The sequence below is a fragment of the Nonomuraea sp. NPDC052116 genome (assembly GCF_040680035.1).
Taxonomy (GTDB): Bacteria; Actinomycetota; Actinomycetes; order Streptosporangiales; family Streptosporangiaceae; genus Nonomuraea; species Nonomuraea angiospora_A.
The window spans coordinates 282429-305072 of sequence record NZ_JBFAWA010000008.1 but is presented as its reverse complement, the minus strand read 5'-3'; the positions used below and the strand labels follow the sequence as shown (position 1 = coordinate 305072).

Here is a 22644-nt window from a genome sequence, read left to right as displayed (position 1 = left end):
CCACCATGAGGGGGTCCCTTGGACGACAGCGGCTGGCGTCCCGTCAAGCGAACGCGGACGTTCGAGGACGTTCTCGCACAGATCGAGCGGCGCATCGCCGAGGACGGCCTCACCGTGGGCGACCGGCTGCCCGCCGAGCGCCACCTGGCCGAGCAGCTCGGCGTCAGCCGCTCGTCGGTGCGGGAGGCCATGCGCGTGCTGGAGACCCTCGGCGTGGTGTCCTCGCAGGCGGGCCGGGGGCCCGACGCGGGGGCCGTGCTCACCTCACGCCCCGACACGGCGCTGACCGACCTGCTCAGGCTGCATCTCGGCCTGGCCAGCCTGGAGATGCGCGAGGTCATCGACACCCGGCACATGATCGAGCAGTGGGCCGCCGCCCACGCCGCCGCCGCGCGGGCCGACACCTCCGCACTCGCCGCCGCCCTTTCCGGGATGGATCGGGCGAAGAGCGCCGAAGAGTTCGTGGAGCACGACACCGCCTTCCACTGCGCGATCGCGGACGCGTCGGGCAACCGGCTCATCGCCGCCATCATGCGCTCGCTACGCGACTCAATGCGGAGATACTCGGTCGAAGCGGTGCAGCGCCTGGGCGACACGTCGATCCTGCGCGCCGACCACGTACGCATCCTCGACGCCATCGACCGGGGCGACGCGGACGAGGCCACCCTGGCCGTCTCCGAGCACCTGGCGCACGCCTACCCCTCACTGTTCGATCACTGACGGAGGTCGGCCTGCCGGCACGTGGCGCCCGAGCAGGTCGCCATCGCGTCCAGCCGTTGCCGCAATCCTTCGAGCAGCGCGGGATCGGCGGTCGCGGCCAGGTTGCGCAGCTCGTACGGGTCCGCGCGCAGGTCGTAGAGCTGACTCTCCCCCGTCGCGTACCGGACGTACTTGTACTGATCCGTACGCAACGCGCGATACGGGGGCACCGGCGTCTGCGCGGCCGACGACGGGTCCAGCGGCCTGGCGAACTCGACCAGCACGTTCCGCCGCCACACCGCCGGCGGCTTGCCCTTCAGCAGGGGCACCAGCGACCGCCCCTCCGCGAACGGCGGCACCGCGGCCCCGCCCAGCTCGGCGAACGTCGGCGCCAGGTCGACCGACGAGCTCAGCTGGCTGACCGTGGCGCCCGCCTTGATGCCGGGGCCGCGCACGACGAGCGGAACCTTGATGGCCTCCTCGAACGGGGTGGTCTTGCCCTGCTTGAGCCGGTGCGTGCCCAGATGGAAGCCGTTGTCCGATGTGAAGAAGATGTAGGTGTTGTCCAGCTGGCCGGTCCGCCGGAGCTCGTCCACCACGGCCCCGACGAGGTCGTCCACACCGAGCATGGACCGCATCCTGGCGCGGTAGCGCTCGTCGACCTGGTCGATGGTCGCCTGGTCGAGGCCGGGCCGCTCACGCAGCCACTCCGGCTCCGCGCTCACGTCCTCCTGGTTGAACGACGGCGTACGCGGCGCGATCGCGCCCGGGAACGCGTTCGCGTGCCGGACGGCGGGGTTGGCCGGGTTGTGCGGGCCGATCGGCGTCAGGTACAGGAAGAACGGCTCACCCTTGGAGCCGGCGATGAACTCGCGGGCCTTGCCGGCCAGCACGTCCGACAGGTAGGCCTGCTCGGAGAGGCCGTAGTCGTTCAGGGAGCCGTTCTCGTTGAGCCGGTAGTCGTACTCCTCGTAGAGGCGCCGGGTCGGCACGTCCCACTCGTCCCAGCCGGGCGGCACGAACGTCTCCTCGGCCGACCCGCCCGGGTAGTGGTTGAGGTATTTGCCCATCAGCGCCGTGCGGTATCCGGCCTGCTTCATCCAGGTTCCTACCGTGGAACGTTCCAGATCACTGGTATGAAAGCGGTCGAACCCGCCCTCCGGCGGCGTGTTCGTCCACACACCATGACTGTGGACGTACTGGGAACGCAAGATCGACGATCTCGACGGGCAGCACCAGGAGTTCGTCACGAAGTACCGGTCGAACGAGGTGCCCTGCTGCACGAGCTGCTGGGTGATATTGGGAAAGTACGGCAACGTCCCGGATTCGAGGTCGTCGGCCATCACGAACACGATGTTCGGCCGGGACTCGACCTCGGCCATCGCGGGCCCTGCCGCCAGCAGTAGTAGCAGCAAGCACACGAGTCGACACAGAGCGTTGACCACAGGGTCTGAATACCCCGGAATATCCGCCATTGACACTCACGGCTGTCACAGCCGTAATAGAACTTAATTCCGGAGGTGTCACATGAAGCTCGGCCTGAACCTGGGCTACTGGCAGCGCAACGCCGACGACGCGACCGAATCCGTGCTGGCGGCCGAGCGGCTCGGCTACGACTCGGTGTGGACCGCCGAGGCGTACGGCAGCGACGTCTTCACGCCGCTGGCCTGGTACGGAGCGCGTACGAGCCGCATCAAGCTGGGCACCTCGATCGCCCAGATCTCCGCCAGACCCCCCGTCACGACGGCCATGACCGCCATGACCCTCGACCACCTCACCGGCGGCCGGCTGCTGCTCGGCGTGGGCGCCTCGGGCCCGCAGGTCGTCGAGGGCTGGTACGGCCAGCCGTTCGCCAAGCCCCTGGCCAGGACGCGCGAGTACGTCGAGATCATGCGCAAGGTGTGGCGCCGCGAGGAGCCGGTCACCAGCGACGGCCCGCACTACCCGCTCCCCCTGGCGGACGGCCTGGGCAAACCCCTCAAGCTCATCACGCATCCGCTCCGTGCGGACATCCCCGTCTATCTCGGTGCGGAGGGCCCCAAGAACGTCGCCCTCGCCGCCGAGGTGGCCCAGGGCTGGCTGCCGCTGTTCGCGTTCCCCTCCAAGATCGAGGAGATGTACGGCGAGTCGCTCGCCGGCGCTCCCCCGGGCTTCGACGTGGCCGCGATGGTGATGGTGGTCATCTCGGACGACGTGCGGGCGGCCCTGGACGGCGTGAAGATGATGCTCACGCTGTACATCGGCGGCATGGGCGCCCGGCAGCGCAACTTCCACGCCGACATCATCGGCCGCATGGGGTACGCCGAGGCCGCCGAGCACATCCAGGCGCTCTACCTGGCGGGCCGCAAGGACGAGGCGTTCCGGGCGATCCCGGACGAGCTGGCCGACGGCATCTCGCTCGTCGGGCCGCCCGGACGGATCAAGGAACGCCTGGAGCTCTGGCACAAGAGCCCGGTCACGAGCCTCCTGGTCATGGGCCCGCGCGACGAGCCCTCGCTGAAGCTCATCCGCGACCTGGTGCTCGGCTGACAGCGCGCCCGGGCTAACCCGTACGGCCGATCGGGGTCGAACCCGGCGCCGGTTGGGGCGACTGGGACGAGAACGCGTGAACCGTGCCGGGCTCGGCGGTACGGGGCACGCGGGCGGCCCGCTGGAGGCGCGTCAGCTCGCGTACGGTCCCCGCGCACAGCAGGGCGGCCAGCGCCGAGCAGGCCAGCTCCGGCAGGCCCACGCCCGTCAGGTCGCCGGCGGAGGAGTCGAGGGGAAGCCGGACCGTGACCAGCGCGAGCATGGCCAGCCAGCTCAGCCACCACCCGGTCAGCAGCGCCAGCCACCTCACCCGGTGGCCCGCGGGCGGCCTGGTGCCGCGCCACACCTCGTCCACCAGCACGACGGGCGCCACCAGGTTGTAGCCGGGGATCAGCCAGGCGGCCGCCACGGGGCCGGAGACGGCCGAGCGGTCGTTGGCCTGCCTGGCACGTACCAACCACGTCACGTAAGCGGCCGCCGCCGCGATCGAGGTGCCCGCCACCAGCATCATCAGCACCGCGAACGCCGTCACCGCGCCCACCACGGCCTCCGCGTCGGCTCCCTGCGGGCGGCCGCCGAACGCGGCGAGCTGGGCGGCGAGGTGGCGCCCGCGGGAGTGTTCGAAGATCACAAGGGCGCCGAGGGAGAGAACCTGGGCGGCAAGCGTCACATATACGGCAGAGGCGGCTCTCGTCGGTGTTGTCTGGTCATAGCGCACGTTGTTCTCCCCCCGGGCCATGCGCTGAGGTTCTGATTCACTTGTATCCCGGGAGCCCCGCTGTTAATCAGCTCACCACGCCGGATTCCCACGCCCAAGCTGCGATTTCGACTCGATTTCTGACACCGAGCTTGGCGAAGATGCTGCCCAGGTGCGTCTTGACCGTCGAGAGCGACACGAACAGCTCCGCGGCCACCTCCTGGTTGGTCCGGCCCCGGGCTATCAGGCGCACGACGTCCAGCTCCCGATCGGTCAGCGGGTCGTTCATGGCGGGCACGGTCCGCCTGGGCTGGGCCAGGTGCTGCAGCAGCCGTACCGTCACCGACGGTGACACCAGCGCGTCGCCCGCCGCGGCCGCCCTGACCGCCTCGATCAGCAGGGTGGGCCCGCTGTCCTTGAGCAGGAAGCCGGTCGCGCCGGAGCGGAGGGCTCCGTACACGTACTCGTCCAGGTCGAACGTGGTGACGATGACCACCCGCAGCGGGTTCTCCACGCCCGGCCCGGCCAGCGCCCGGGTCACCTCGATCCCGTCGAGCTTCGGCATCCGGATGTCGAGCAGGCACACGTCCGGCCTGAGCCGCCTGGCCTCCGACACCGCCTCCGCGCCGTCGGCCACGGCGGCGACGACCTCCATGTCCGGTTGAGCGTCCAAAATCATCTGGAAGCCGGTTCGTACCAGTTGTTGGTCGTCGGCGATGAGAACCCGAATAGTCACGGCCCCAACTCTAAGGATCGGCCGTTCGGCCGAGGCGGAAATGGTCGCACGGCCGATCCGCCGCACCCCCGCCCGCCGAGATTCTTTACGGCATGAACGACGTGCTTGTTGGACGAACCCTGACCAAGAGGTTCGGGCAGACGGTCGCCCTGGGCGGCGTGGACATCACGGTACGGGCGGGCGAAGCCGTCGCGATCATGGGGCCGAGCGGTTCCGGCAAGTCGACGCTGCTGCACTGCCTGGCCGGGATCATGAAGCCGGACGCCGGGGAGGTGCACCTGCTCGGACAGCGCATCGACGCGATGGGCGAGCGGGAGCGCAGCGCGCTGCGCCGCACCCGCTTCGGCTTCGTCTTCCAGTTCGGCCAGCTCCTGCCCGAGCTGCCCGCCGAGGAGAACGTGGCCCTCCCGCTCATGCTGGGCGGGGTGCCGAGGGCCCAGGCGGTAGGCCAGGCGCGCGAGTGGTTCGCGCCCCTCGGCCTGCACTCCCTGGAGGCCCGGCGGCCCGGTGAGCTGTCCGGCGGGCAGGCCCAGCGGGTGGCCATCGCCAGGGCGCTGGTCACCAAGCCGGCCGTGGTGTTCGCGGACGAGCCCACGGGAGCGCTCGACCAGCAGACCGGGCAGGACACGATGCGGCTGCTCGTCGAGGCGACCAGGCACAACGGCGCCTCCCTGATCGTCGTCACCCACGACCCGAACGTGGCCGGCTGGTGCGACCGCACGGTCGAGGTCCGCGACGGCCAGCTCCTCACGACGAGCGGGGCACGCGCGTGAACCTCGACCTGACCTGGCGGCTGCTCAAGGGCGGTGGCCGCAAGGGGATGCTGGGCACCTGGCTCACGCTGGGCGCCGTCGCCGTGTCCACGGCGCTGCTGCTGTTCGCCGTGGCCGCGAACTTCGCCTTCGAGGCCAGAAGTGACCGCGGCGCCTGGCGCAACCCGGTCCCCGCCAAGGAGAACGCGGTCGCCGTCGAGGCGGCCCGCTTCGACTTCGTCGGCGACCAGGCGATCACCGTCATCGACCTGGCCGCGCTCAAGGCCGGGGCGCCCGCGCCGCCCGGAATGCCGCGCTTCCCCGCGCCGGGCGAGGTGTGGCTGTCCCCGGCGCTGGCCGAACTGGCCAGGACGCTGCCGGCCGATCAGCTCGCCAGGCGTTACCCCGATCCGAAGGGCGTACTGGGCGACGAGGCGCTGGTCCACCCCGGCGAGCTGGTCGCGGTCGTCGGCCACGAGCCGGACGCGCCCGCGATGACGGCCGCGCGCAGCGACGACTGGATCATCGGCAAGGGCCCGGCCCGGGTGGCCGACCTCGCGGGCACGCCGTCGGAGGACTCCGAGGCCTACCGCGCGCTCACGCTCGTCGCGAGCGTGCTCATGGTGGTGCCGCTGCTGGTGTTCGGCGGCGCGGCGGCCAGGCTCACGGTCGCCCGGCGCGACCAGCGGCTGGCCGCGCTGAGGCTGGTGGGCGCGACGCCGGGCCAGGTGATCCGGATGACCGTGGCCGAGGCCGTGATCGTCGCACTGGCGGGCGCGCTGCTCGGCGCCGTCGGCTACGCGGTCGCCGCGCCGCTGCTGGCCCGCATCCCGATCGGGGGCGGTGCGTGGTTCGTCTCCGACCTGTTCCCCTCCCCGCTGATCCTGGCCGCGATGCTGGTCGCGGTGCCGCTGCTGGTGGGCCTGTCCGCGGTCGCGGGGCTGCGGCGGGTCGTGGTGAGCCCGCTCGGGGTGGCCAAGCGCGAGACGCCGCCCGGCATGAAGTTCGTCCGGGTCGTCGCCCTGCTGGCCGTGCTGGCCGTGTTCCCGCTGCTGACCAGGGGGACCAGCATCGCGGTCGTGGCGGTGGCGCTCGGGCTGGCGTTCCTGTGCATCAACCTGGCCGGCCCGTGGGTGGTCGGCGTCATCGGCCGCGTCACCGCCAAGAGCGCCCGGGCGCCCGCCCGGCTGCTGGCGGGCCGCCGGCTGGTCGACGATCCGCGCTCCGCCTGGCGTACGGTGAGCGGCGTCGCCCTGACCGGCTTCGTGGCGGGCTTCCTCGGGCTGCTCAGCCCGGGCGCGTTCGCCGGCGACCAGGAGCCCCCGCAGCTGCGGGTCTCCGCGCCCGCCGCCCAGGCGACGGCCGTCGCCGGCCAGGCCCGCGACCGGCTGCGGGCGGCCGGGATCACCGCGACGGTGAAGGTCACGGGGCGCTCCTCCGATCGGGTCGTGGTCGCCGCCCTGGGCAGCTCCGCCGACCCGGTCACGATCGACCGCGCCCGCACCGCGCTCGCCGGGCTCGTCCCCGGGCGCACCCCCACGACGGGGGACGACGACCGGCGGTTCGGCCTGCAGCTCCTGGCCGACGTCCGGGTGGGCACGATCGTGGTGCTGTCGGTGTCGTTCCTGGTCGCCATCGCCAGCTCGGGCATCACGGCGGCGTCGTCGGTGCTGGACCGGCGGCAGACGTACGGGCTGATGCGGCTGGCGGGGACACCGCTGGAGGTCCTCGACCGGGCGCGGCGCGCGGAGACGCTCATCCCGCTGACGGTGATGGGCGGCGGGGCGATCCTGGTGGGGGCGTTCTGCGCGGTGCCGTTCATGATCGGTGCGATGAACGTGGTGGGCGTGGTCACGCTGGCGGGCTGCGTCGCCGTCGGCTTCGGCGGCGTGATCGCCGCGGGCGCCCTGAGCCGGCCCCTGCTCCGCTCGGTCACCGCCGACCCGGCCCCCCGCCCGGACTGACCCACCCGCGCCGCCGTACCCCGGTGGCCCGGCCGGTGGGTGGGGGTCAGGCCGCTGTGGGGCCGGAGCTGCCCGGGCTGGCGTGCCAGAGCTGCCGGGGCGGGTTGTCGACGGCCGGGCCGAGGTCGGAGTAGGGCGAGAGGCGGAAGCCGTTGGCGTACTCGATCTTGCGACCGCCCACCCCCGCGACCTGCTCCGGCGCCTGGGAGAGGAGCGCGCGGACCGCCTCGATGCCCTCCGCGCGCCAGAGCCGTTCGAGGTCCACGAGGTTCCAGCAGTCCACCGCGCGCATCGACACCGCCCGCGTCCCCGTGCGCCTGACCACCCCCCTGGCCAGCATGAGCCACGAGCCGAACACCGTGGCCGCGCACCGCCCCTGCACCGACTCGAAGAACGTCAGGTCGATCGGCCCCGTCGAGTCGTCGAGCGTGGTGAAGATGACCCGCTGCCCCGAGCGCACCGCCGGCGTCTGCGTCGCCACCTTGACCCCCGCGACCAGCACCTCCGCCCCGTTGCGCTGCTTCAGGAGATCTCTGGAACGTACCACTCCGAGCGCGTCGAGCAGCTCGTCGTGGAAGCTGATGACGTGGCGGCTGATGTCGATGCCCAGGATCTCCAGCTCGGCCTCGACCATCTCCGTCTCCGTCATCTCCGGCAGTTCCCCCGGCGGCAGGTGCTCGGTGAAGCCCAGCGGGAGCTGCACCGACGGCGGTTCCGCCACGCGGGCGGGTCGCGCGGTGTAACGCCGGGAGGCGCGCGGGCCCGACCGCACGCCGATCGACGAGGCCCGTTCGAGGGCCCCCACCTGGGCGATCAGGTCGCGCCGGGTCAGCACGCCCGGACGCCAGCGGGGCCCGCCCGGCTGCAGGTCGTGGAGCGCGTCCAGCCCGCCGACCTGGACGATCCGCTCGATGGTCGGCCGCGAGGGCCGGGCGCGGTCCCAGAAGTCGGCCAGCGACGTGTACGGCTGCCCGGCGACCATGCGTTCGACCTCGGCCTCGCTCACCCCCTTGACCGCCGAGAACGGCACCCGCAACGCGTACCCCTTGCCGATCTCCCCGACCTTGAACTCCCTGCGCACCGGGGAGGAGGCGCCCTCCAGCGCGGCGGGCCGCACCCGCAGCCCCAGCCGCTCCACCCGCCAGTCCTTGCCCGACTTGTTGATGTCGAGCGGCAGGATCTTGACCCCGCACTGCCGGGCCTCGTCGATGATGACGCGCGGCGGGTACATGCCCGGCTCGTGCGTGAGCACCCCGGCGAAGAACGCCGCCGCGTGGTGCCGCTTGAGCCAGGCCGACTGGTACGTGGGCAGCGCGAACGCCGCCGCGTGCGCCTTGCAGAACCCGAAGGCCCCGAACGCGTCCAGCACCTGCCAGGCCCGCTCGACGGCCGTGTCGTCGAACCCGTTGGCCTTGGCCATGGGCACGAACGTCTTGCGCACCCGCTCCCGCCCCTCGGACGTGTCCAGCGTGCGCCGCAGCTTCTCGGCGAACGACAGGTCCCGCCCCGTCATCACCTCGATGATCCTGAGCACCTGCTCGTGGAACACCACGACGCCGTGCGTCTCCTTCAGCGCCTCCCGCAGCCGCTCGTGCGGGTAGTACGGCCGCCGCCACCCGTGCCTGGCCTCCAGGTAGGGGGTGACCATGTCGGAGTTGACCGGGCCCGGCCTGAACAGCGAGATGTCCACGATCAGGTCGTGGAGGGTGCGCGGCTCCAGCTTGGCGACCAGCTCGCGCTGCCCCGGCGACTCGATCTGGAAGCAGCCGAGGGTGCGGCTGGCGCAGATCATGTCGTAGGTGTCCTGGTCGTCGTGCGGCACGTACTGGATGCCGGTGTCCTCGCCGCGCTGGGTGTCCAGCGCGACCACGACGTCGTCCACCCGCTTGATCTCGCTCAGCGCGTACGCCATCGCGGACTGCATCCGCACGCCCAGCACGTCGAGCTTGAGCAGCCCGGCCTCCTCCACGTCGTCCTTGTCGAACTGCGACATCGGGAAGTCCAGCAGGCTGCGCTCCACCGGCGTCCTGTCGTGCAGACCCGCGTTGCCGATCAGCACGCCGCACGGGTGCATCGCGATGTGCCTGGGCAGCCCGTCGAGCCGCTCCGCCAGCCGGAACACCCGGTCGAGCCCCGCCTCACCGAGCCGGCTGTCGCGCAGCTCGGGCAGGTCGTGCAGGGACGCGGTGATCTGCTTGGCCCTGATGTGCGGGAACGCCTTGGCGATGGCGTCGATCTCGTGCGGCGGCAGGCCCATCGCCCCGGCGACGTCGCGGATGGCGCTGCGCGCCCGGTAGGTCTCCATCATGGACACGCAGGCCACGCGGGCCTCGCCGTACCGCTCGAAGATGGCCTTGTAGCAGTCGAGGCGGCGGGCCGACTCCACATCCACGTCGATGTCGGGCAGCCCGACGCGGCCCTCCGACAGGAAGCGCTCCATGAGCAGGGCGTGGTCGAGGGGGTTCACCTCGCCGATGCCGATGAGGTAGTTGACCAGGCTGCCCGCGCCCGAGCCGCGGATGGCGCAGCGGATGCCCATGCCGCGGATCATGTCCGTGATGCCGGCCACGGCGATGAAATATCCGGACAGGCGCTTGCGCTCGATGATGGCCATCTCGTCCCGGAGGCGCCGCCTGGCGTCGCCCGAGCGGTCGAGGCCGCGCGAGATCAGCCCGTCCTCCACCCGGTGGCGCAGCAGCGGCACCGGGTCGCGGCCGATCTCGGGCAGGTGCAGGTTGGGCGGGTCGCTGCGCAGCGCGAGCAGCTCCTCCGGATTCATCGAGCACGCCTCGGCCAGCCGCCTGGTCGTGAACAGCAGCCGCGACACCCGTTCCTGGTCCGCCCCGCAGACCTTGTTGGCCACCTGCCGCATCTCCTTGGTGCCCTTGAGATAGGCGTGGGAGGTGGTGCGATCGAGGTGGCGGGGGTGCAGCGGGACGAGCTGGCGGGCCGCGTCGAGCACGTCGCCGACCTGGTGGTCGACCGGGTCGAGGTAGCGCACCGCGTTGGTCAGCACGGCCGGCACGCCCATGGACTCGGCCAGCCCGAGCATGCGCACGGCCGTGGTGGCGTCGCGGTAGCCGTACTGGTCGACCAGCTCGATCACCACGCCCGGCACCGCGGCCCGCCAGAGGCCCAGCAGCATCCTGGCGTGCTCGTCGCGCCGCTCGGCCACCGCGCGGCCCACGTCGGACCTGGGGCCGAGCAGCACCACGAGGCCGTCCTCGGCGCCGAACCCGTGGTCGCCGCCGTGTCCGTCATCGCGCCCGCCGGCCCACTCCCCGATCAGCTCGCGGGTCACCTTGGGCGTGCCGCGCTCGCCCGCGTAATGCGCGGACGTGACCAGGCGGCACAGGCGCGACCAGCCCTTGGCGCGAGCCAGCACCGTGACGCGGTCCTCCGCGTCCGGCCCGGTCCTGGGGGCAGGCGCGCGGCGGCGGCCTGGCAGGTCCAGTCCGGGCACCCCGAACCCCGGCAGCGGGGGCAGGGCGTCGAGCGCCAGGTTGACGCCGAAGACCGCGGAGATCCGGGCCTCCGCGCACGCGTGGGCGTGCTTGATCGCGCCGTAGAGCCCGTCGCGGTCGGTCAGCGCGAGGATGTCCATCCCGTGCTCGACCGCCCGGCTCACCAGCGCCCGCGGGAAGGCCGTGCCGAAGCGCATGGAGTACGCGGAGCACACGCTGAGGTGCGGGAACGGCGCCGCCATCAGTCCCACGCCCTCAGCAGCAGCCAGGCGTTGCCGGCGGTGTCGTAACGCAACTCGTACGAGCCCACCTCGCGCCCCGGGCTGGCCTCCACCCGCCAGAACTTGCGTTCACCGGGATCACCCTCGCTGGTCTTCCACCACTCGCGCGCGACCACCCAGTGGTCGAGGACCCGGCGGACGAGATAGAGCCGGTCTCGCCAGACGAACTGGGTCGGCTCCCCGTCCCTGGTCCACACCTCTATCGGATCGCCATAGAGTCTGCTCAAGACGCTTCTCCCCGCGGCTCTGGTCGTTATGCTGAGCCACCCGGGGGAAGGCGGGCGCTTATATGTCGAACATATGTTCTCAGCGCCCCGAACGCAAGTCGCCGGCCTGTCTCACGAGAGGGTTGGCGCCGATCGAGTTGCGGATGCTGAAGGTCACGCTGCCCGGCCGGTAGCGGTCGTCCGAGGACTCCACCGGACGGCCCTCGTGCGTGGTCGTGACCCGGCGCTGGCGCAGGAGCGGGCTCCCCCGGCGCACCCCCAGCAGGCGGGCGTCCTCGGCGCCGGCGGACACCGCGTCGATGAGGTGCTCGCCGTAGGCGAACACGAGGCCGATCGAGTCGTACAGGGCCTCGGTGACGGACTCGCAGTCGGCCGGGATCCGCTCGACGGCGGCGGCCACCCACTCGGCGTACACCGTGCGTTCGAGCAGGACGGGCTCGCCCTCCAGCGAGCGCAGCCGCAGCACCTCCAGGACCTCGCCGGGGCCCAGCCTGGCGGACTCGGCGGCGCTCGCGGTCCGGCGGCGCTGGGTGATCACCTGGCCGCCGAAGCGGTAGCCGTTCGCGCGCGCCCACTGCGCGAAGCTGTGCAGCTCGGCGAAGCTCTGGCTGCGCGCCCTGCCGAGCACGATGCGCCTGGCCCCCTGCCGGGAGCCGAGCAGGCCCTCGGCGGCGAGCACGGCCACCGCCTGGCGCACGGTGCCGCGGGCCGCGCGGTAGCGTTCGGCCAGCTCAGCCTCGCTCGGGAGCTGCGAACCGACCGGGAGCGCACCGGAGACGATCTCGTTCCGAAGATCATCGGCGATCAGTTCATAGCGCGCAACCATCAGCGACCCTTCCCATTCATGAAAGAGCAACATTCATGCGACTTACTGGTGCTCGCTTGTTTGTACAAGTTCCCTTAGGTTCCTTCCACATCCCCTGAAGTGGAGGCGTTGTGTTCACACCTCGCGCCCGTGCGGCCGGCGTTGCCGCAGCCCTTACCGTAGTCACCGCGGCGTGCGGCGCCGCGCCCGGCACCCAGCAGTCCACCGCGTCCTCCTCCTCCGCTCCGAACGCGGCCACCGCCACCTCGGCGGCGGACTTCGGCGGCCTCGACAAGCTCGTCGAGGCGGCCAAGAAGGAGGGAAATCTCCACGTCATCGCCCTTCCGCCCAACTGGGCGAACTACGGGGAGATCATCCAGAAGTTCCAGGCCAAGTACGGCATCAAGATCGAGAGCGAGACGCCCGACGCGGCCAGCGCCGACGAGATCAACGCGGTCAAGACGCGCAAGGGCCAGGACCGCGCCCCCGACGTGCTCGACCTCGGCCAGTCGTTCGCGATCAGCGGCGCCGGCGAGGGCCTGTTCGCTCCGTACAAGGTGCAGTCCTTCGACAAGATCCCCGAGGGGCAGAAGGAGAGCACCGGGCTCTGGGTCAACGACTACGGCGGCTACGTGTCCATCGGCTGCGACGCCAAGAAGATCGCCACGTGCCCGACGAGCTTCGCCGACCTGCTCAAGCCCGAGTACAAGGGCAAGGTCGCGATGAACGGCAACCCGACCAAGGCGGGCTCGGCCTTCGCCGGCGTGTACGCCGCCGCCCTGGCCAACGGCGGCTCGTTCGACGACATCCAGCCCGGCATCGACTTCTTCAAGAAGCTGAAGGACGCGGGCAACTACAACCCGGTGGAGACCACGCCCGCGACCATCGAGAAGGGCGAGACCCAGATCAGCATCGACTGGGACTACAACAACGCCGCCTACGCGCCCCAGATGGCCGCCAAGGGCCTCGACTGGAAGGTGAACATCCCCTCCGACGGCAAGTACTTCCAGATGTACGCCCAGGCCATCAACAAGGACGCCCCGCACCCGGCGGCGGCCAGGCTGTGGCAGGAGTACCTCTACAGCGCCGAGGGCCAGAACCTGTTCCTCAAGGGCTTCGCCCGCCCCGTCCTGCTGCCCTCGATGACCACCGACGGCACCGTGGACAAGGCCCTGGCGGAGAAGCTGCCGTCGGTGGAGGGCAACCCCACCTTCCCGACGAGCCAGCAGGTGGACGCGGCCAAGGCCAAGCTGGCCAGCGGCTGGGACGCCGCGATCTCGGGATGAACCGCTCCGGTTCGAAGGGCTGGCTGGGGGCGCTGCCGCTGCTGGCCTTCTTCGCGCTCGTCTTCGGCGTCCCCGCCATCGCGCTGGTGGCGGGGGCGTTCACGGCGCAGGGGCGGCCGAGCCTGGCGAACCTGTCGCAGAGCCTGCAGGGCGGCTACCTCGTCGCGATGATCGGCAGCGTGCAGCTGTCCGCCGTGGTCGCCCTGCTGGGGGCTGTGCTGGGGACGTTCCTCGCGTACGCCGTCGTGACCTCACGCCTCACGTTCCTGCGCGAGGCCGTGCTGACGGCCTCCGGCGTGCTGGCCAACTTCGGCGGGGTGCCGCTGGCGTTCTTCTGGATCGCCACGCTCGGCAACTCCGGCGTGATCAGCGGCCTGGTCGGGCTGCCGTCCGGCTCGCTCTACACGTTCTGGGGCCTGGTGGTGACCTACCTGTACTTCTCGATCCCGCTGATGGTGCTGGTCATGGCGCCGGCGCTGGACGGGCTGCGGCCGCAGTGGCGCGAGGCGGCGGCCAACAACGGGGCCACCGCCTGGCACTACTGGCGCTTCGTCGCGCTGCCGGTGCTGGCGCCGTCGATGCTGGGCGGGGTGGTGCTGCTCTTCGGGTCGGCCTTCTCCGCGTACGCCACCGCCAACGCCATGGTCGGCACCGTCGTCCCGCTCGTCACACTGAAGATCGCCAGCGCGCTCACCGGCGACGTGCTGATCGGCTACGAGAACATCGCGCTGGCCCTCAGCCTCGACATGGTCGTGGTGGCCGGGCTCGTGATGGCGATCTACCTGCCGCTGCAGAAGAGGAGCTCCCGATGGCTGCACTGACCGGCCTGGAGCGCATCTCGGGTGGCTCCTCGCGCCCTCGCGTGTGGCGCGGCGCGGTGTTCCTGCTGGCGGCGGCCTACTTCCTGATCCCGCTCGGGGCCTCGCTCTGGTACACGATCTACACCCCGACCACGGGCGTGTCGTTCTCGGCCTACGGCGAGCTGCTGACGGCCGACGGGTTCGTGCGCTCGCTGCTGCTGTCGCTGTCCCTGGCCGTCGCCACGATCGTGCTGGTGCTGCTGCTGGCGTTGCCCGCGATGCTGGCCGTACGGCTCTTCGCGCCGCGGCTGCGCCCGCTGATGGAGGTGCTGTGCACGCTGCCCCTGGTGGTGCCGCCCATCACCTTCGTGGCCGGGATCGGCACGTCGCTGCGCACCGGGACCGACGTGCTGGCTCCGACGCCGTTCTGGGCCACGCTGATCGCGGTCCAGGACCCGGCGTTCCCCGTGGTGCTGGTGCTGGCGTACGTGGTGCTCGTGCTGCCGTTCGTGTACCGGTCGCTGGACGCGGGACTGCGGGCGATGGACGTGCGGACGCTGGTGGAGGCGGCCCGCAACCTGGGCGCCTCGTGGCCGTACGTGCTGGTCAGGGTGGTCGTGCCGAACCTGCGCTCGGCCCTGGCGAGCGCGTCGTTCCTGACGCTGGCCCTCGTGCTGGGCGAGTACACCGTGGCCAGCCTGCTGGGGTACGAGCCGTTCGCGGTGTGGATCGTGACCGTCGCCGGCTCCAAGGGGCAGCTCTCGGTCGCGGTGTCCATCCTCAGCCTCCTGCTCATCTGGCTGCTGCTGCTCGCCGTGTCCTCGGCGTTCGGTAAGGAGAGAAACAAATGACCGCATCGGTGGAGTTCCGCGCGCTGCGGCGGGTGTTCGGCAAGACGGTCGCGCTGGACGGCTTCGACCTCATCGTCGCGCCCGGCGAGTTCGTCGCGCTGCTGGGGCCCTCGGGCTGCGGGAAGACGACCGCGCTGCGGTGCGTGGCCGGGTTCGAGCGGCCGGACTCGGGCGCGGTGCTCGTGGACGGCCGGGACATCACGGACGTACCGGCCAACAAGCGGGACGCGGGCATGGTCTTCCAGTCCTACTCCCTCTTCCCCAACCTGAACGCCCGCGACAACGTGGCCTTCGGCCTGCGCGTCCGCAAGGTGCCCGTGGCCACCAGGCGGAAGAAGGCGGACGAACTACTCGAACTGGTCGGCCTCCCCTCGCACGCCGACCGCTACCCGCACCAGCTCTCCGGCGGCCAGCAGCAACGCGTCGCCCTGGCCCGCGCGCTCGCCCTGGAACCGCGCGTCCTGCTGCTGGACGAACCGCTGTCGGCGCTGGACGCGAAAGTACGCGTGTCGCTGCGCGAGGAGATCCGCCGCCTCCAGCTCGACCTGGGCATCACGACCATCTTCGTGACCCATGACCAGGAGGAGGCGCTGTCGATCGCGGACCAGGTGGCGGTGCTGCGCGACGGGCGGCTCGAACAGGTCGGCTCGCCCGCCGAGATCTACGACCGCCCGGCTACCGCCTTCGTGGCGGAGTTCGTCGGCACCATGAACCACCTCGCCGGCCAGGTCTCCGGTGACCAGGTCACGGTGCTCGGCCAGCTCCTGCCGGTGGACGGCCAGGTGCCCGCGGATCCGTCCGTGGACGTCCTGATCCGTCCGGAGGCCGTCAAGGTCGTCCCGGTCGAGGACGGTCCCGCCCACGTGCTCGCCGCCTCCTTCCGCGGCGCCTCCGTCCGCCTCCGGGTGGCGGTGGAGGGCGGGGAGGTCCTGGCCGACGTCCCCGGCCACGAGGCGGCCCGCCTCGCACCCGGAACGCGGATCACCGTCCGCCTGGTGGACCGGCCCGTCCTGGTGGCGCCCCGCACGGTCACGGTCCCGGCCCCGGTCGTGGCGGCCGATGCGATCTGAGCACGCCGGCCCGGATGCCGTCCTGTTCGACATGGACGGCACCCTGGTCGACACCGAAGGGCTGTGGTGGCAGGCCACCGTCTCCATCGCCGCCTCCCTCGGCCGGGCTTTGGGGGCGGAGGACGTGCCGTACGTGCTCGGCCGCACGGTCGAGGACGTGGCCGCCCACCTCCTCACCCCCGCTTCGGACACGCCCCTCATGACCGAGGTGGCCGGACAACTCACGGACGCCTCACCCACAACCGCGGCGGCCAGCCAGCCCACGGACGCCTTACTCATGATCGAGGTGGCCAGGCGGCTCACGGACGCCTTCGCCGACCTCATCGGGCAGGGCGTGAAGGTCACGCCGGGGGCGTCGGAGCTCCTGGCCGAGCTGGCCGCCACCGCCATCCCGACGGCCCTGGTCAGCGCCTCTCCCCGAACCATCGTGGAGCTGGTGCTGCCCTGGCTCGGGCACACGTTCGACCTGGTGATCGCGAACGAGGACACGGCCCGCGGCAAGCCGTACCCGGACCCGTACCTGGAGGCGGCCCGCCGGCTCGGCACGACCCCCTCCCGCTGCGTCGCCGTCGAGGACAGCCCCACGGGCGTCGCCGCCGCCACGGCCGCGGGGTGCCACGTCCTGGTGACGTCCCCGGAGAAAGTCCTGCCGTCGCTCACCCACCTCATGACCAACGCCCACCCACCAGAGGGCTGAGGGCTGGGCCAAAGGGTTGCCCATAAGGGGTGGGCGTTGAGGGGTGGGCGTTGAGGGGTGGGCGTTGAGGGGTGGGCGTTGAGGGGTGGGCTGTGGGAGCCGAGGGCTTGGGGTGACGAGCTCGGCGGTGACGGGCCGGGTTGTGAGGCGCTGAGTGGCGAGGTGCTGAGTGGCGAGGTGCTGAGTGGTGACGGGCTGGGTTGTGACGGGCCCCGAGCGGTGACGGGCCGGGTGGTGATGGCCCCGGGCGGTGACGGGGCTCGGGCGGTGACGGGGCTCGGCGGGGACGGGGCTCGGCGGGGACACCGAGCCGGGGCGCTGGGCACGGACCCTAGGCACGGACCCCGGGCACGGACCCCGGGCACGGACCCCGGGCACGGATGCCGAGCCGGGGTGCTGGGTCGGGGCGCTGGGCTGGCGGGTTGGTTGGTAGGTGAGGTCGCTGAGGTGGTCGTGGTTCGTTAGTCGATGCTGAAGCGGGCCAAGGCGCCCGCCTCCAGGGCCACCCAGATCGCCCCGTCCGGCCCGACCGTCAGCCCGTGCGGCTCGGCCTTTCGCGCGCCATCATCCCCCGGCTGCGGTCCGGTTGGGAGCGGGTACGAGTCGATGGTGCCGTCGGTGGTGATGCGGCCGAGGCGGTCGGCGGCCCACTCGGTGAACCAGAGGGCACCGTCGGGGCCGGTGACGATCGCGTGCGGTCGTGCGACCCGGTCGGGCAAGGGGTACTCGGTGATCTTGCCGGCGGTGTCGATCCGCCCGACCTGACCAGCACCGATCTCCACGAACCAGAGCGCGTCATCCGGCCCCGCCGTGATGCCCACCGGGGCGGCGCCCTCCGTGGGGAGCGGGTGAACGGTCACCTCGCCTGCCAGCGAGATCCGCCCGATGGCGTTGCCCTGGTTGATCGTGAACCAGAGCGCGTCATCCGGCCCCACCGTGATGAAGGCGGGCATACCGCCCTCCACCGGCACCTCGAACTCCGTCCGCTCCCCGCCGGGCCCGATGCGCCCGATCCGGCCGGTCTGCATCTGGGTGAACCACATGGCCCCGTCGGGCCCGGCGACGAGCCCGTACGGCGAGTCCGCCTCATAGGAGGTCACCTGCCCGTCTGCGGTGATCCGGGAGACCCGGCCACCCTTGCCCTCCGCGAACCACATCGCCCCGTCCGGCCCCGGGGTGATAACCATCGGCTGCCCGTCGGCCGGATCGAGCTGATGAATCACCGGCTTCTGGCCCGGCACCATCCTGCCGACGCGCCCTTCGTGGACGAGCGTGAACCAGAGCGCCCCATCCGGCCCGGTCGCGATGCCGTACGGCGCACCCTCATCAATCCTGGTCAACATCTGCGGTCCTTCACTGGTCGATCCTGCGCTGCTCAACATATGCGTCCTCCTGCCAACATGATCTCGGTCCCCCGGAAGCGCCGGATGAGGGCGCGGTCGTGCGACACCACGACGAGCCCGCCGCGGTAGTCGTCGAGTGCCTGCTCGATCTCCTCGGCCAGGACCAGCGAGAGGTGGTTGGTCGGCTCGTCGAGCAGGAGGAGGTCGTACTCCTGCGCCAGCAGCCGGGCCAGCGCCAGCCTACGCTGCTGCCCGACCGACAGCGTGCCCACCTTCTGGTCGAGGGCTTGGGGCTTGAAGAGGCCGGTGCTCAGCAGAGCCGCACGCCGCTCGTCCGCATAGCTGTGGTTGTGGCCGTAGGCGTCCAGGACGGTCAGGTCGGGGTCGAACGTCACCTCCTGCGGCAGGTGGCCGACCCTTACCCGGGCGTGCTCGGCCAGGGTCTGGAGCAGCGTCGACTTGCCCGCGCCGTTGGCCCCGCGGACCAGCAGCCGGTCACCGGCTTCGATGGTCAGGGAGGGCACGTGCAACCGATCGCCGACCCGGACATCGCGCAGCTCCACAAGCACGCGAGCTTGGCCACGGTCGTGTCCGACCGCATACTCGTGCCCCGCCGCATACCCGTTTCCGGCCACATGCTCGTCTCCGGCACGCTGGTGTCGGAGGCCGAGCTCACGTCCCGCATCAGGGGCACGTCGCACGCCAGGAGCGCCCTCGTGGCGTGGAGCGGGCACGTGTCCCGAAGCGGACGCGTGGGTCGGGGTGGGCTCGTGGGTCGTATCAGGGGTGCGTTGTGGGCCGGGCTGGCGTTTCGGGGTGGGCTCGGGTGCTGCGTCGCAGGCGTGCCGTGGGCCGGGCCGGTGTCCCGGGGTGGGGTCCGGTGCTGCGTTGGGTGCAGGGCCTGGGGCGGGGGTGCTGGGACTCGTTTCGTCGGTTTCCAGCGGGTCGGGGAAGGTCGGAGTGGTGGTGTTCAGGGGGTCGGGGAGGGCTGGGGTGGGGGTGAAGGTGCCGTGGAAGCGGAGTGGGGCGGGTGGCTGAGGGACGGGGTCGGCCTCCAGTCGGCGCAGGCGCTCGTGTGCGTTGCGGACCCGGCTGGCCACCGAGCTCTGCACCCGCCCGGCGTTGCGGTCGTAGGCCATCTTGTTGTTGTCGCGCATCTGCCGCCCCGCGGCCACCCGGTGGGCGGTGGTGGCCGCGTAGTCGCGCACCTGCCGCACCTCCTCGCACCACGCCGCGTACGACTGCTCCCAACGGGCCCTGGCGGCGGCCTTGGCGGCCAGGAAGCCGGTGTAGCCGCCGCCGAAGCGGGTGATCGCCCCGTGCTCGACCTCGAGCACGGCCGTGGCCACCCGGTCGAGGAAGACGCGGTCGTGGGAGACCACGACGACCGTGCCCCGGTGCTCGCGCAGCCGGGCTTCGAGCCAGGTCAGGGCCGACTCGTCGAGGTGGTTGGTCGGCTCGTCGAGCAGCAGGACCCTGGGAGCGGCGGCCAGGACGCAGGCCAGGCCGAGGCGGGCGCGCTCCCCGCCCGACAGGCTGGACAGCGGCCGGTCGCGGCCCACGCGGGACAGCCCCAGCCCGTGGAACGCCTTGTCGACCCGCGCGTCGGCCTCGTAGCCGCCGCGCAGCTCGTACGCCGTCAGCAGCTCCCCGTACTCCGCCATGACGTCATCGGTGAGCGCCGACTCCAGCTCGCGGATCCGGCGCTCCATGGCGCGCAGACCGGCCAGCGCGGCGTCGACGGCCTGCTGGACCGTGTGGCCGGGCGGCAGGTCGAGCGTCTGCCGGAGGTAGCCGGTGTCGTCGGCCAGCGTCACCTCGCCGTCGTCGGGCGACTCGACCCCGGCCAGCAGCCGCAGCAGCGTGGACTTGCCCGAGCCGTTCTCGCCGACGACGCCCACGCGCTCGCCGGGCTTCACGGACATGAACACCTCAGCGAGGACGGCACGCTCGCCGTATGACTTGGAAACCCCTCGAAGACTGATCAGGATGGAACTCCAATCGCAACCATTGTAGCGTTAGTGTGCCATGCGGGAGACGCTAATGCAACTGGAGTAGTTTTTGGAGTCGAACAAGCGGCCGGGCGGGCGAAGCGCCCGGGTTCGGGACGCCGTACGGGAGGCCACCCTCGCCGAGCTGGCCGAGCACGGATATCGGGGCCTGACGGTGGAGAACGTGGCCGAGCGGTCAGGAGTGCACAAGACGACCGTCTACCGGCGCTGGGGCAGTGTCGCGGGGCTGATCTCCGACGCCCTGGAGCTGGCCGGGGAGGAGCCGTGGCCCATTCCCGACACGGGCTCGATCGAGGGCGATCTGCGGGGCATCGTCCAGCTGGTGCGCAGCGGCTTCGACGACCCGGAGCTGGGGCCGGTGTCGTCGGCGTTCGTGGCGGCGGCCGTACAGGATCCCGATGCGGCGCGGGCGCTGCACGAGTTCTTCATGGCCCGGCACGAGCAGTCGGCCGAGGTGGTGCGGCGGGCGGTCGCACGCGGTGAGCTGCCTGACGTCGTGGATGTCAGGGAAGTGATCAGGGTGGCCGTCGCGCCTGTTTACTACCGGTTGTTCGTGGCGCATGAGCCGGTCACCGAGCGGGACGCCGATCGTGCCGCCGACGCGGCACTCGCCGCCGCCCGCGCCGGTGTTCTGTGAGCCGTCGCCCATGCCACCGACGCCGCCCATGCTGGTGCACTGTGAGCCGTCGCCCGTGCCACCGACGCAGCCCATGCTGGTGCGCTGTGAGCCGACCCCCGCGCCTGCAAGAGCAACCCGCGCCCGGAGCCCCCGGAGTGTCAGGGGGTCTTCTGGCCGCGTAGTTCGAAGTCGTCGAACGTCGTCTTCAGCAGCGACGTCTCATCCTTCGGCGTACGCGCGAACAACCCCACGTACCCGTTCCCGAGCCCGTTCGGATCCTCCACCTGGTGCACCCGCTGATCGTTCACCCACATCGTCAGCCGTACGGCCGACCCGATCTGCTCGCACGCCGCCACCAGCCGGGCCTTGCCGGGCAGGCCGTCCACCTGTACCGGCTGGGCCAGCGTCCCGCCCGATCCGTCCACGATCCGCCGGATCCTGGCCTTCCCGGTCGTGTCAAGCGCGAACTCGTAGTACGTGTCGTCATCGTCCATGTTGTGGCAGTACACGCCGTACTCACCGCTCCCGACCGACTTCTTGACCTCGGCGGTGACGGCGACGACGACGGACGAGGGCAACATCGGCGTGGGCGTGGCCGACGGGTCGGGCGTCGTGGTGGGCGTGGCGATGAGGAAGGGTATGGGCGCCTTCGCCCACCGCTCTTCGGACCCCTTCTCCACGTCCAGCCCGTACGTCCCGTCCGTCCGGTAGCCGTAGCTGGCCGTCTCGTCCGGGTCGTAGACGCCGTTCCAGCCGCCGGAGGTCTGCGTGAAGTCCTCGCGGTAGAGAACGCTCATGTCGGGCGGCCCGCTGGGGCTGAACACCGCCCACGCGGCCACCGAGCCCGCCACGAGCACCGCCGCGGCCGCCGCCGCGACGCCCGCGATCAGCTTGGCGCGGTTGCCCCTGGGCTTCTGCTCGACGGACGTGTACGGCGCCGTGGCCTGCTGCCAGGCCACCTGTACGGTATGCGCCGCCTGTTCGGGCCCGGCCGACCGCCCGACGAGCTGGTCGAGCAGCTGCTGCGCGGTGGGCCGCACGGCCGGGTCCTTCCGCAGCGCGGCTCCGACCAGCTCGCGCAGACCGGGCTCGACCTCGCTGAGATCCGGCTCGGTGTTGAGCACCTGGTACACGATCGAGGGCAGCGTGTCGCCGCCGAAGGGCGCTCTGCCGCTGGCGGCGAACGCGACCAGGCATCCCCACGAGAACACGTCGCAGGCCGGGGACACGGGTTCGCCCCGCAGCACCTCGGGAGCCATGTAGCGGGGCGTGCCCACCAGCTCGCCGGTGCCCGTGACGCCTCCGAGCGTGTCGAGCGCCCGCGCGATGCCGAAGTCGATCACGCGCGGGCCGACGGGCGACAGCAGCACGTTCGACGGCTTGAGGTCCCTGTGCACCACACCGGCGCCGTGGATGGCGGTCAGCGCGGTGGCCACGCTGACCGCCAGCGCGTCGAGGCTGGAGCCGCGCAGGGGGCCCGACTGGCGTACGGCGGCCTCGAGGTTCGGGCCGGGCACGTATTCGGTGACGACATAGAGCTGGTCGCCGTCGAGCGCGGCCTCGATCACCGCGGCCGTGCAGAACCTGCGCACCCTCTGGGCGGCGTCCGCCTCCCTGCGGAACCGCATGCGGAACTGCTCGTGCTGGGTCAGCTCCGGGTTGATCACTTTGACGGCGACCCGCTGCCCAGCCGGATCCTCGGCGAGATGGACCGTGCCCATGCCGCCCCGACCCAGCACGCTAAGCAACCTGTAGCGCCCGATGTGGGAGGTTTCACCGCTCACGGCGCGCTAGCTTACCGACACGCCGCAC

Annotated in this window: 19 protein-coding genes; 10 read left to right on the top strand and 9 right to left on the bottom strand. The window is 71.6% G+C overall.

The genetic code is table 11. The features are described 5' to 3' along the window. Positions 1–18: 18 nt before the first annotated feature. Positions 19–720, top strand: a complete 702-nt coding sequence (locus AB0L65_RS18045; RefSeq protein ID WP_364246440.1) for a FadR/GntR family transcriptional regulator — start codon at positions 19–21, stop codon at positions 718–720. On the opposite strand, the gene AB0L65_RS18040 is transcribed toward AB0L65_RS18045, so the two are convergent. Further along, positions 714–2120, bottom strand: coding sequence for a sulfatase (locus AB0L65_RS18040; RefSeq protein ID WP_364246438.1), 1407 nt, complete (start codon positions 2118–2120; stop codon positions 714–716). The genes AB0L65_RS18045 and AB0L65_RS18040 overlap by 7 nt on opposite strands. A gap of 106 nt (positions 2121–2226) precedes the next feature. On the opposite strand from AB0L65_RS18040, the gene AB0L65_RS18035 reads away from it, so the two are divergent. Next, the gene (locus AB0L65_RS18035; RefSeq protein ID WP_364246436.1) at positions 2227–3228 is read left to right on the top strand and encodes an LLM class F420-dependent oxidoreductase; all 1002 of its coding nucleotides are present in this window, start codon (positions 2227–2229) and stop codon (positions 3226–3228) included. Between the two features lie 13 nt (positions 3229–3241). Here AB0L65_RS18035 and AB0L65_RS18030 read toward each other — a convergent pair whose 3' ends face one another. Then, on the bottom strand, positions 3242–3967 hold the full coding sequence (locus tag AB0L65_RS18030; protein ID WP_364246433.1) for a DUF4328 domain-containing protein: 726 nt from the start codon (positions 3965–3967) through the stop codon (positions 3242–3244). A gap of 46 nt (positions 3968–4013) precedes the next feature. Further along, on the bottom strand, positions 4014–4661 hold the full coding sequence (locus AB0L65_RS18025; protein WP_364246430.1) for a response regulator transcription factor: 648 nt from the start codon (positions 4659–4661) through the stop codon (positions 4014–4016). Between the two features lie 92 nt (positions 4662–4753). On the opposite strand from AB0L65_RS18025, the gene AB0L65_RS18020 reads away from it, so the two are divergent. Both AB0L65_RS18020 and AB0L65_RS18015 read left to right on the top strand, forming a co-directional pair. Further along, positions 4754–5434 (top strand): ABC transporter ATP-binding protein, encoded by a 681-nt coding sequence (locus AB0L65_RS18020; protein WP_364246427.1) that lies wholly within the window; start codon positions 4754–4756, stop codon positions 5432–5434. Continuing rightward, complete coding sequence (locus AB0L65_RS18015; protein WP_364246424.1) at positions 5431–7377, top strand: ABC transporter permease; 1947 nt, start codon at positions 5431–5433, stop codon at positions 7375–7377. The genes AB0L65_RS18020 and AB0L65_RS18015 overlap by 4 nt, the downstream gene beginning before the upstream one ends. Positions 7378–7423: 46 nt before the next feature. Here the strand turns inward: AB0L65_RS18015 and dnaE are convergent, their stop codons facing one another. The 3 genes from dnaE to AB0L65_RS18000 form a co-directional block, all read right to left on the bottom strand. Beyond that, a complete protein-coding gene (gene dnaE, locus AB0L65_RS18010; RefSeq protein WP_364246660.1) occupies positions 7424–11083 on the bottom strand; it encodes a DNA polymerase III subunit alpha in 3660 nt (1219 codons plus the stop codon). Beyond that, the gene (locus tag AB0L65_RS18005) at positions 11083–11349 is read right to left on the bottom strand and encodes a DUF6504 family protein (RefSeq protein WP_185067348.1); all 267 of its coding nucleotides are present in this window, start codon (positions 11347–11349) and stop codon (positions 11083–11085) included. The genes dnaE and AB0L65_RS18005 overlap by 1 nt, the downstream gene beginning before the upstream one ends. Positions 11350–11428: 79 nt before the next feature. Then, the gene (locus AB0L65_RS18000) at positions 11429–12175 is read right to left on the bottom strand and encodes a GntR family transcriptional regulator (protein WP_364246421.1); all 747 of its coding nucleotides are present in this window, start codon (positions 12173–12175) and stop codon (positions 11429–11431) included. A 110-nt stretch (positions 12176–12285) separates the two neighbouring features. Between AB0L65_RS18000 and AB0L65_RS17995 the strand changes: the two genes are divergently transcribed. Genes AB0L65_RS17995 through AB0L65_RS17975 form a run of 5 tightly spaced genes read left to right on the top strand, consistent with a single transcriptional unit; the run spans position 12286 to position 16858 of the window. Then, positions 12286–13440 (top strand): ABC transporter substrate-binding protein, encoded by a 1155-nt coding sequence (locus tag AB0L65_RS17995; protein ID WP_364246418.1) that lies wholly within the window; start codon positions 12286–12288, stop codon positions 13438–13440. Beyond that, the gene (locus tag AB0L65_RS17990) at positions 13437–14261 is read left to right on the top strand and encodes an ABC transporter permease subunit (protein ID WP_364246415.1); all 825 of its coding nucleotides are present in this window, start codon (positions 13437–13439) and stop codon (positions 14259–14261) included. Before AB0L65_RS17995 ends, AB0L65_RS17990 begins: the two co-directional genes overlap by 4 nt. Then, on the top strand, positions 14249–15091 hold the full coding sequence (locus AB0L65_RS17985; RefSeq protein WP_363980860.1) for an ABC transporter permease subunit: 843 nt from the start codon (positions 14249–14251) through the stop codon (positions 15089–15091). The genes AB0L65_RS17990 and AB0L65_RS17985 overlap by 13 nt, the downstream gene beginning before the upstream one ends. After that, positions 15088–16161: an ABC transporter ATP-binding protein gene (locus AB0L65_RS17980; RefSeq protein ID WP_364246412.1), complete on the top strand. Its 1074-nt coding sequence runs from the start codon at positions 15088–15090 to the stop codon at positions 16159–16161. Before AB0L65_RS17985 ends, AB0L65_RS17980 begins: the two co-directional genes overlap by 4 nt. Further along, a complete protein-coding gene (locus tag AB0L65_RS17975) occupies positions 16151–16858 on the top strand; it encodes an HAD family phosphatase (protein WP_364246409.1) in 708 nt (235 codons plus the stop codon). Before AB0L65_RS17980 ends, AB0L65_RS17975 begins: the two co-directional genes overlap by 11 nt. A 461-nt stretch (positions 16859–17319) precedes the next feature. On the opposite strand, the gene AB0L65_RS17970 is transcribed toward AB0L65_RS17975, so the two are convergent. Further along, positions 17320–18201, bottom strand: coding sequence for a virginiamycin B lyase (locus tag AB0L65_RS17970; RefSeq protein ID WP_364246406.1), 882 nt, complete (start codon positions 18199–18201; stop codon positions 17320–17322). Between the two features lie 32 nt (positions 18202–18233). Further along, the gene (locus AB0L65_RS17965; protein ID WP_364246404.1) at positions 18234–20126 is read right to left on the bottom strand and encodes an ATP-binding cassette domain-containing protein; all 1893 of its coding nucleotides are present in this window, start codon (positions 20124–20126) and stop codon (positions 18234–18236) included. A gap of 136 nt (positions 20127–20262) precedes the next feature. On the opposite strand from AB0L65_RS17965, the gene AB0L65_RS17960 reads away from it, so the two are divergent. Then, positions 20263–20850, top strand: coding sequence for a TetR/AcrR family transcriptional regulator (locus AB0L65_RS17960; RefSeq protein ID WP_364246402.1), 588 nt, complete (start codon positions 20263–20265; stop codon positions 20848–20850). A gap of 140 nt (positions 20851–20990) precedes the next feature. Here AB0L65_RS17960 and AB0L65_RS17955 read toward each other — a convergent pair whose 3' ends face one another. After that, complete coding sequence (locus tag AB0L65_RS17955; RefSeq protein WP_364246399.1) at positions 20991–22616, bottom strand: serine/threonine-protein kinase; 1626 nt, start codon at positions 22614–22616, stop codon at positions 20991–20993. Positions 22617–22644: the final 28 nt, after the last annotated feature.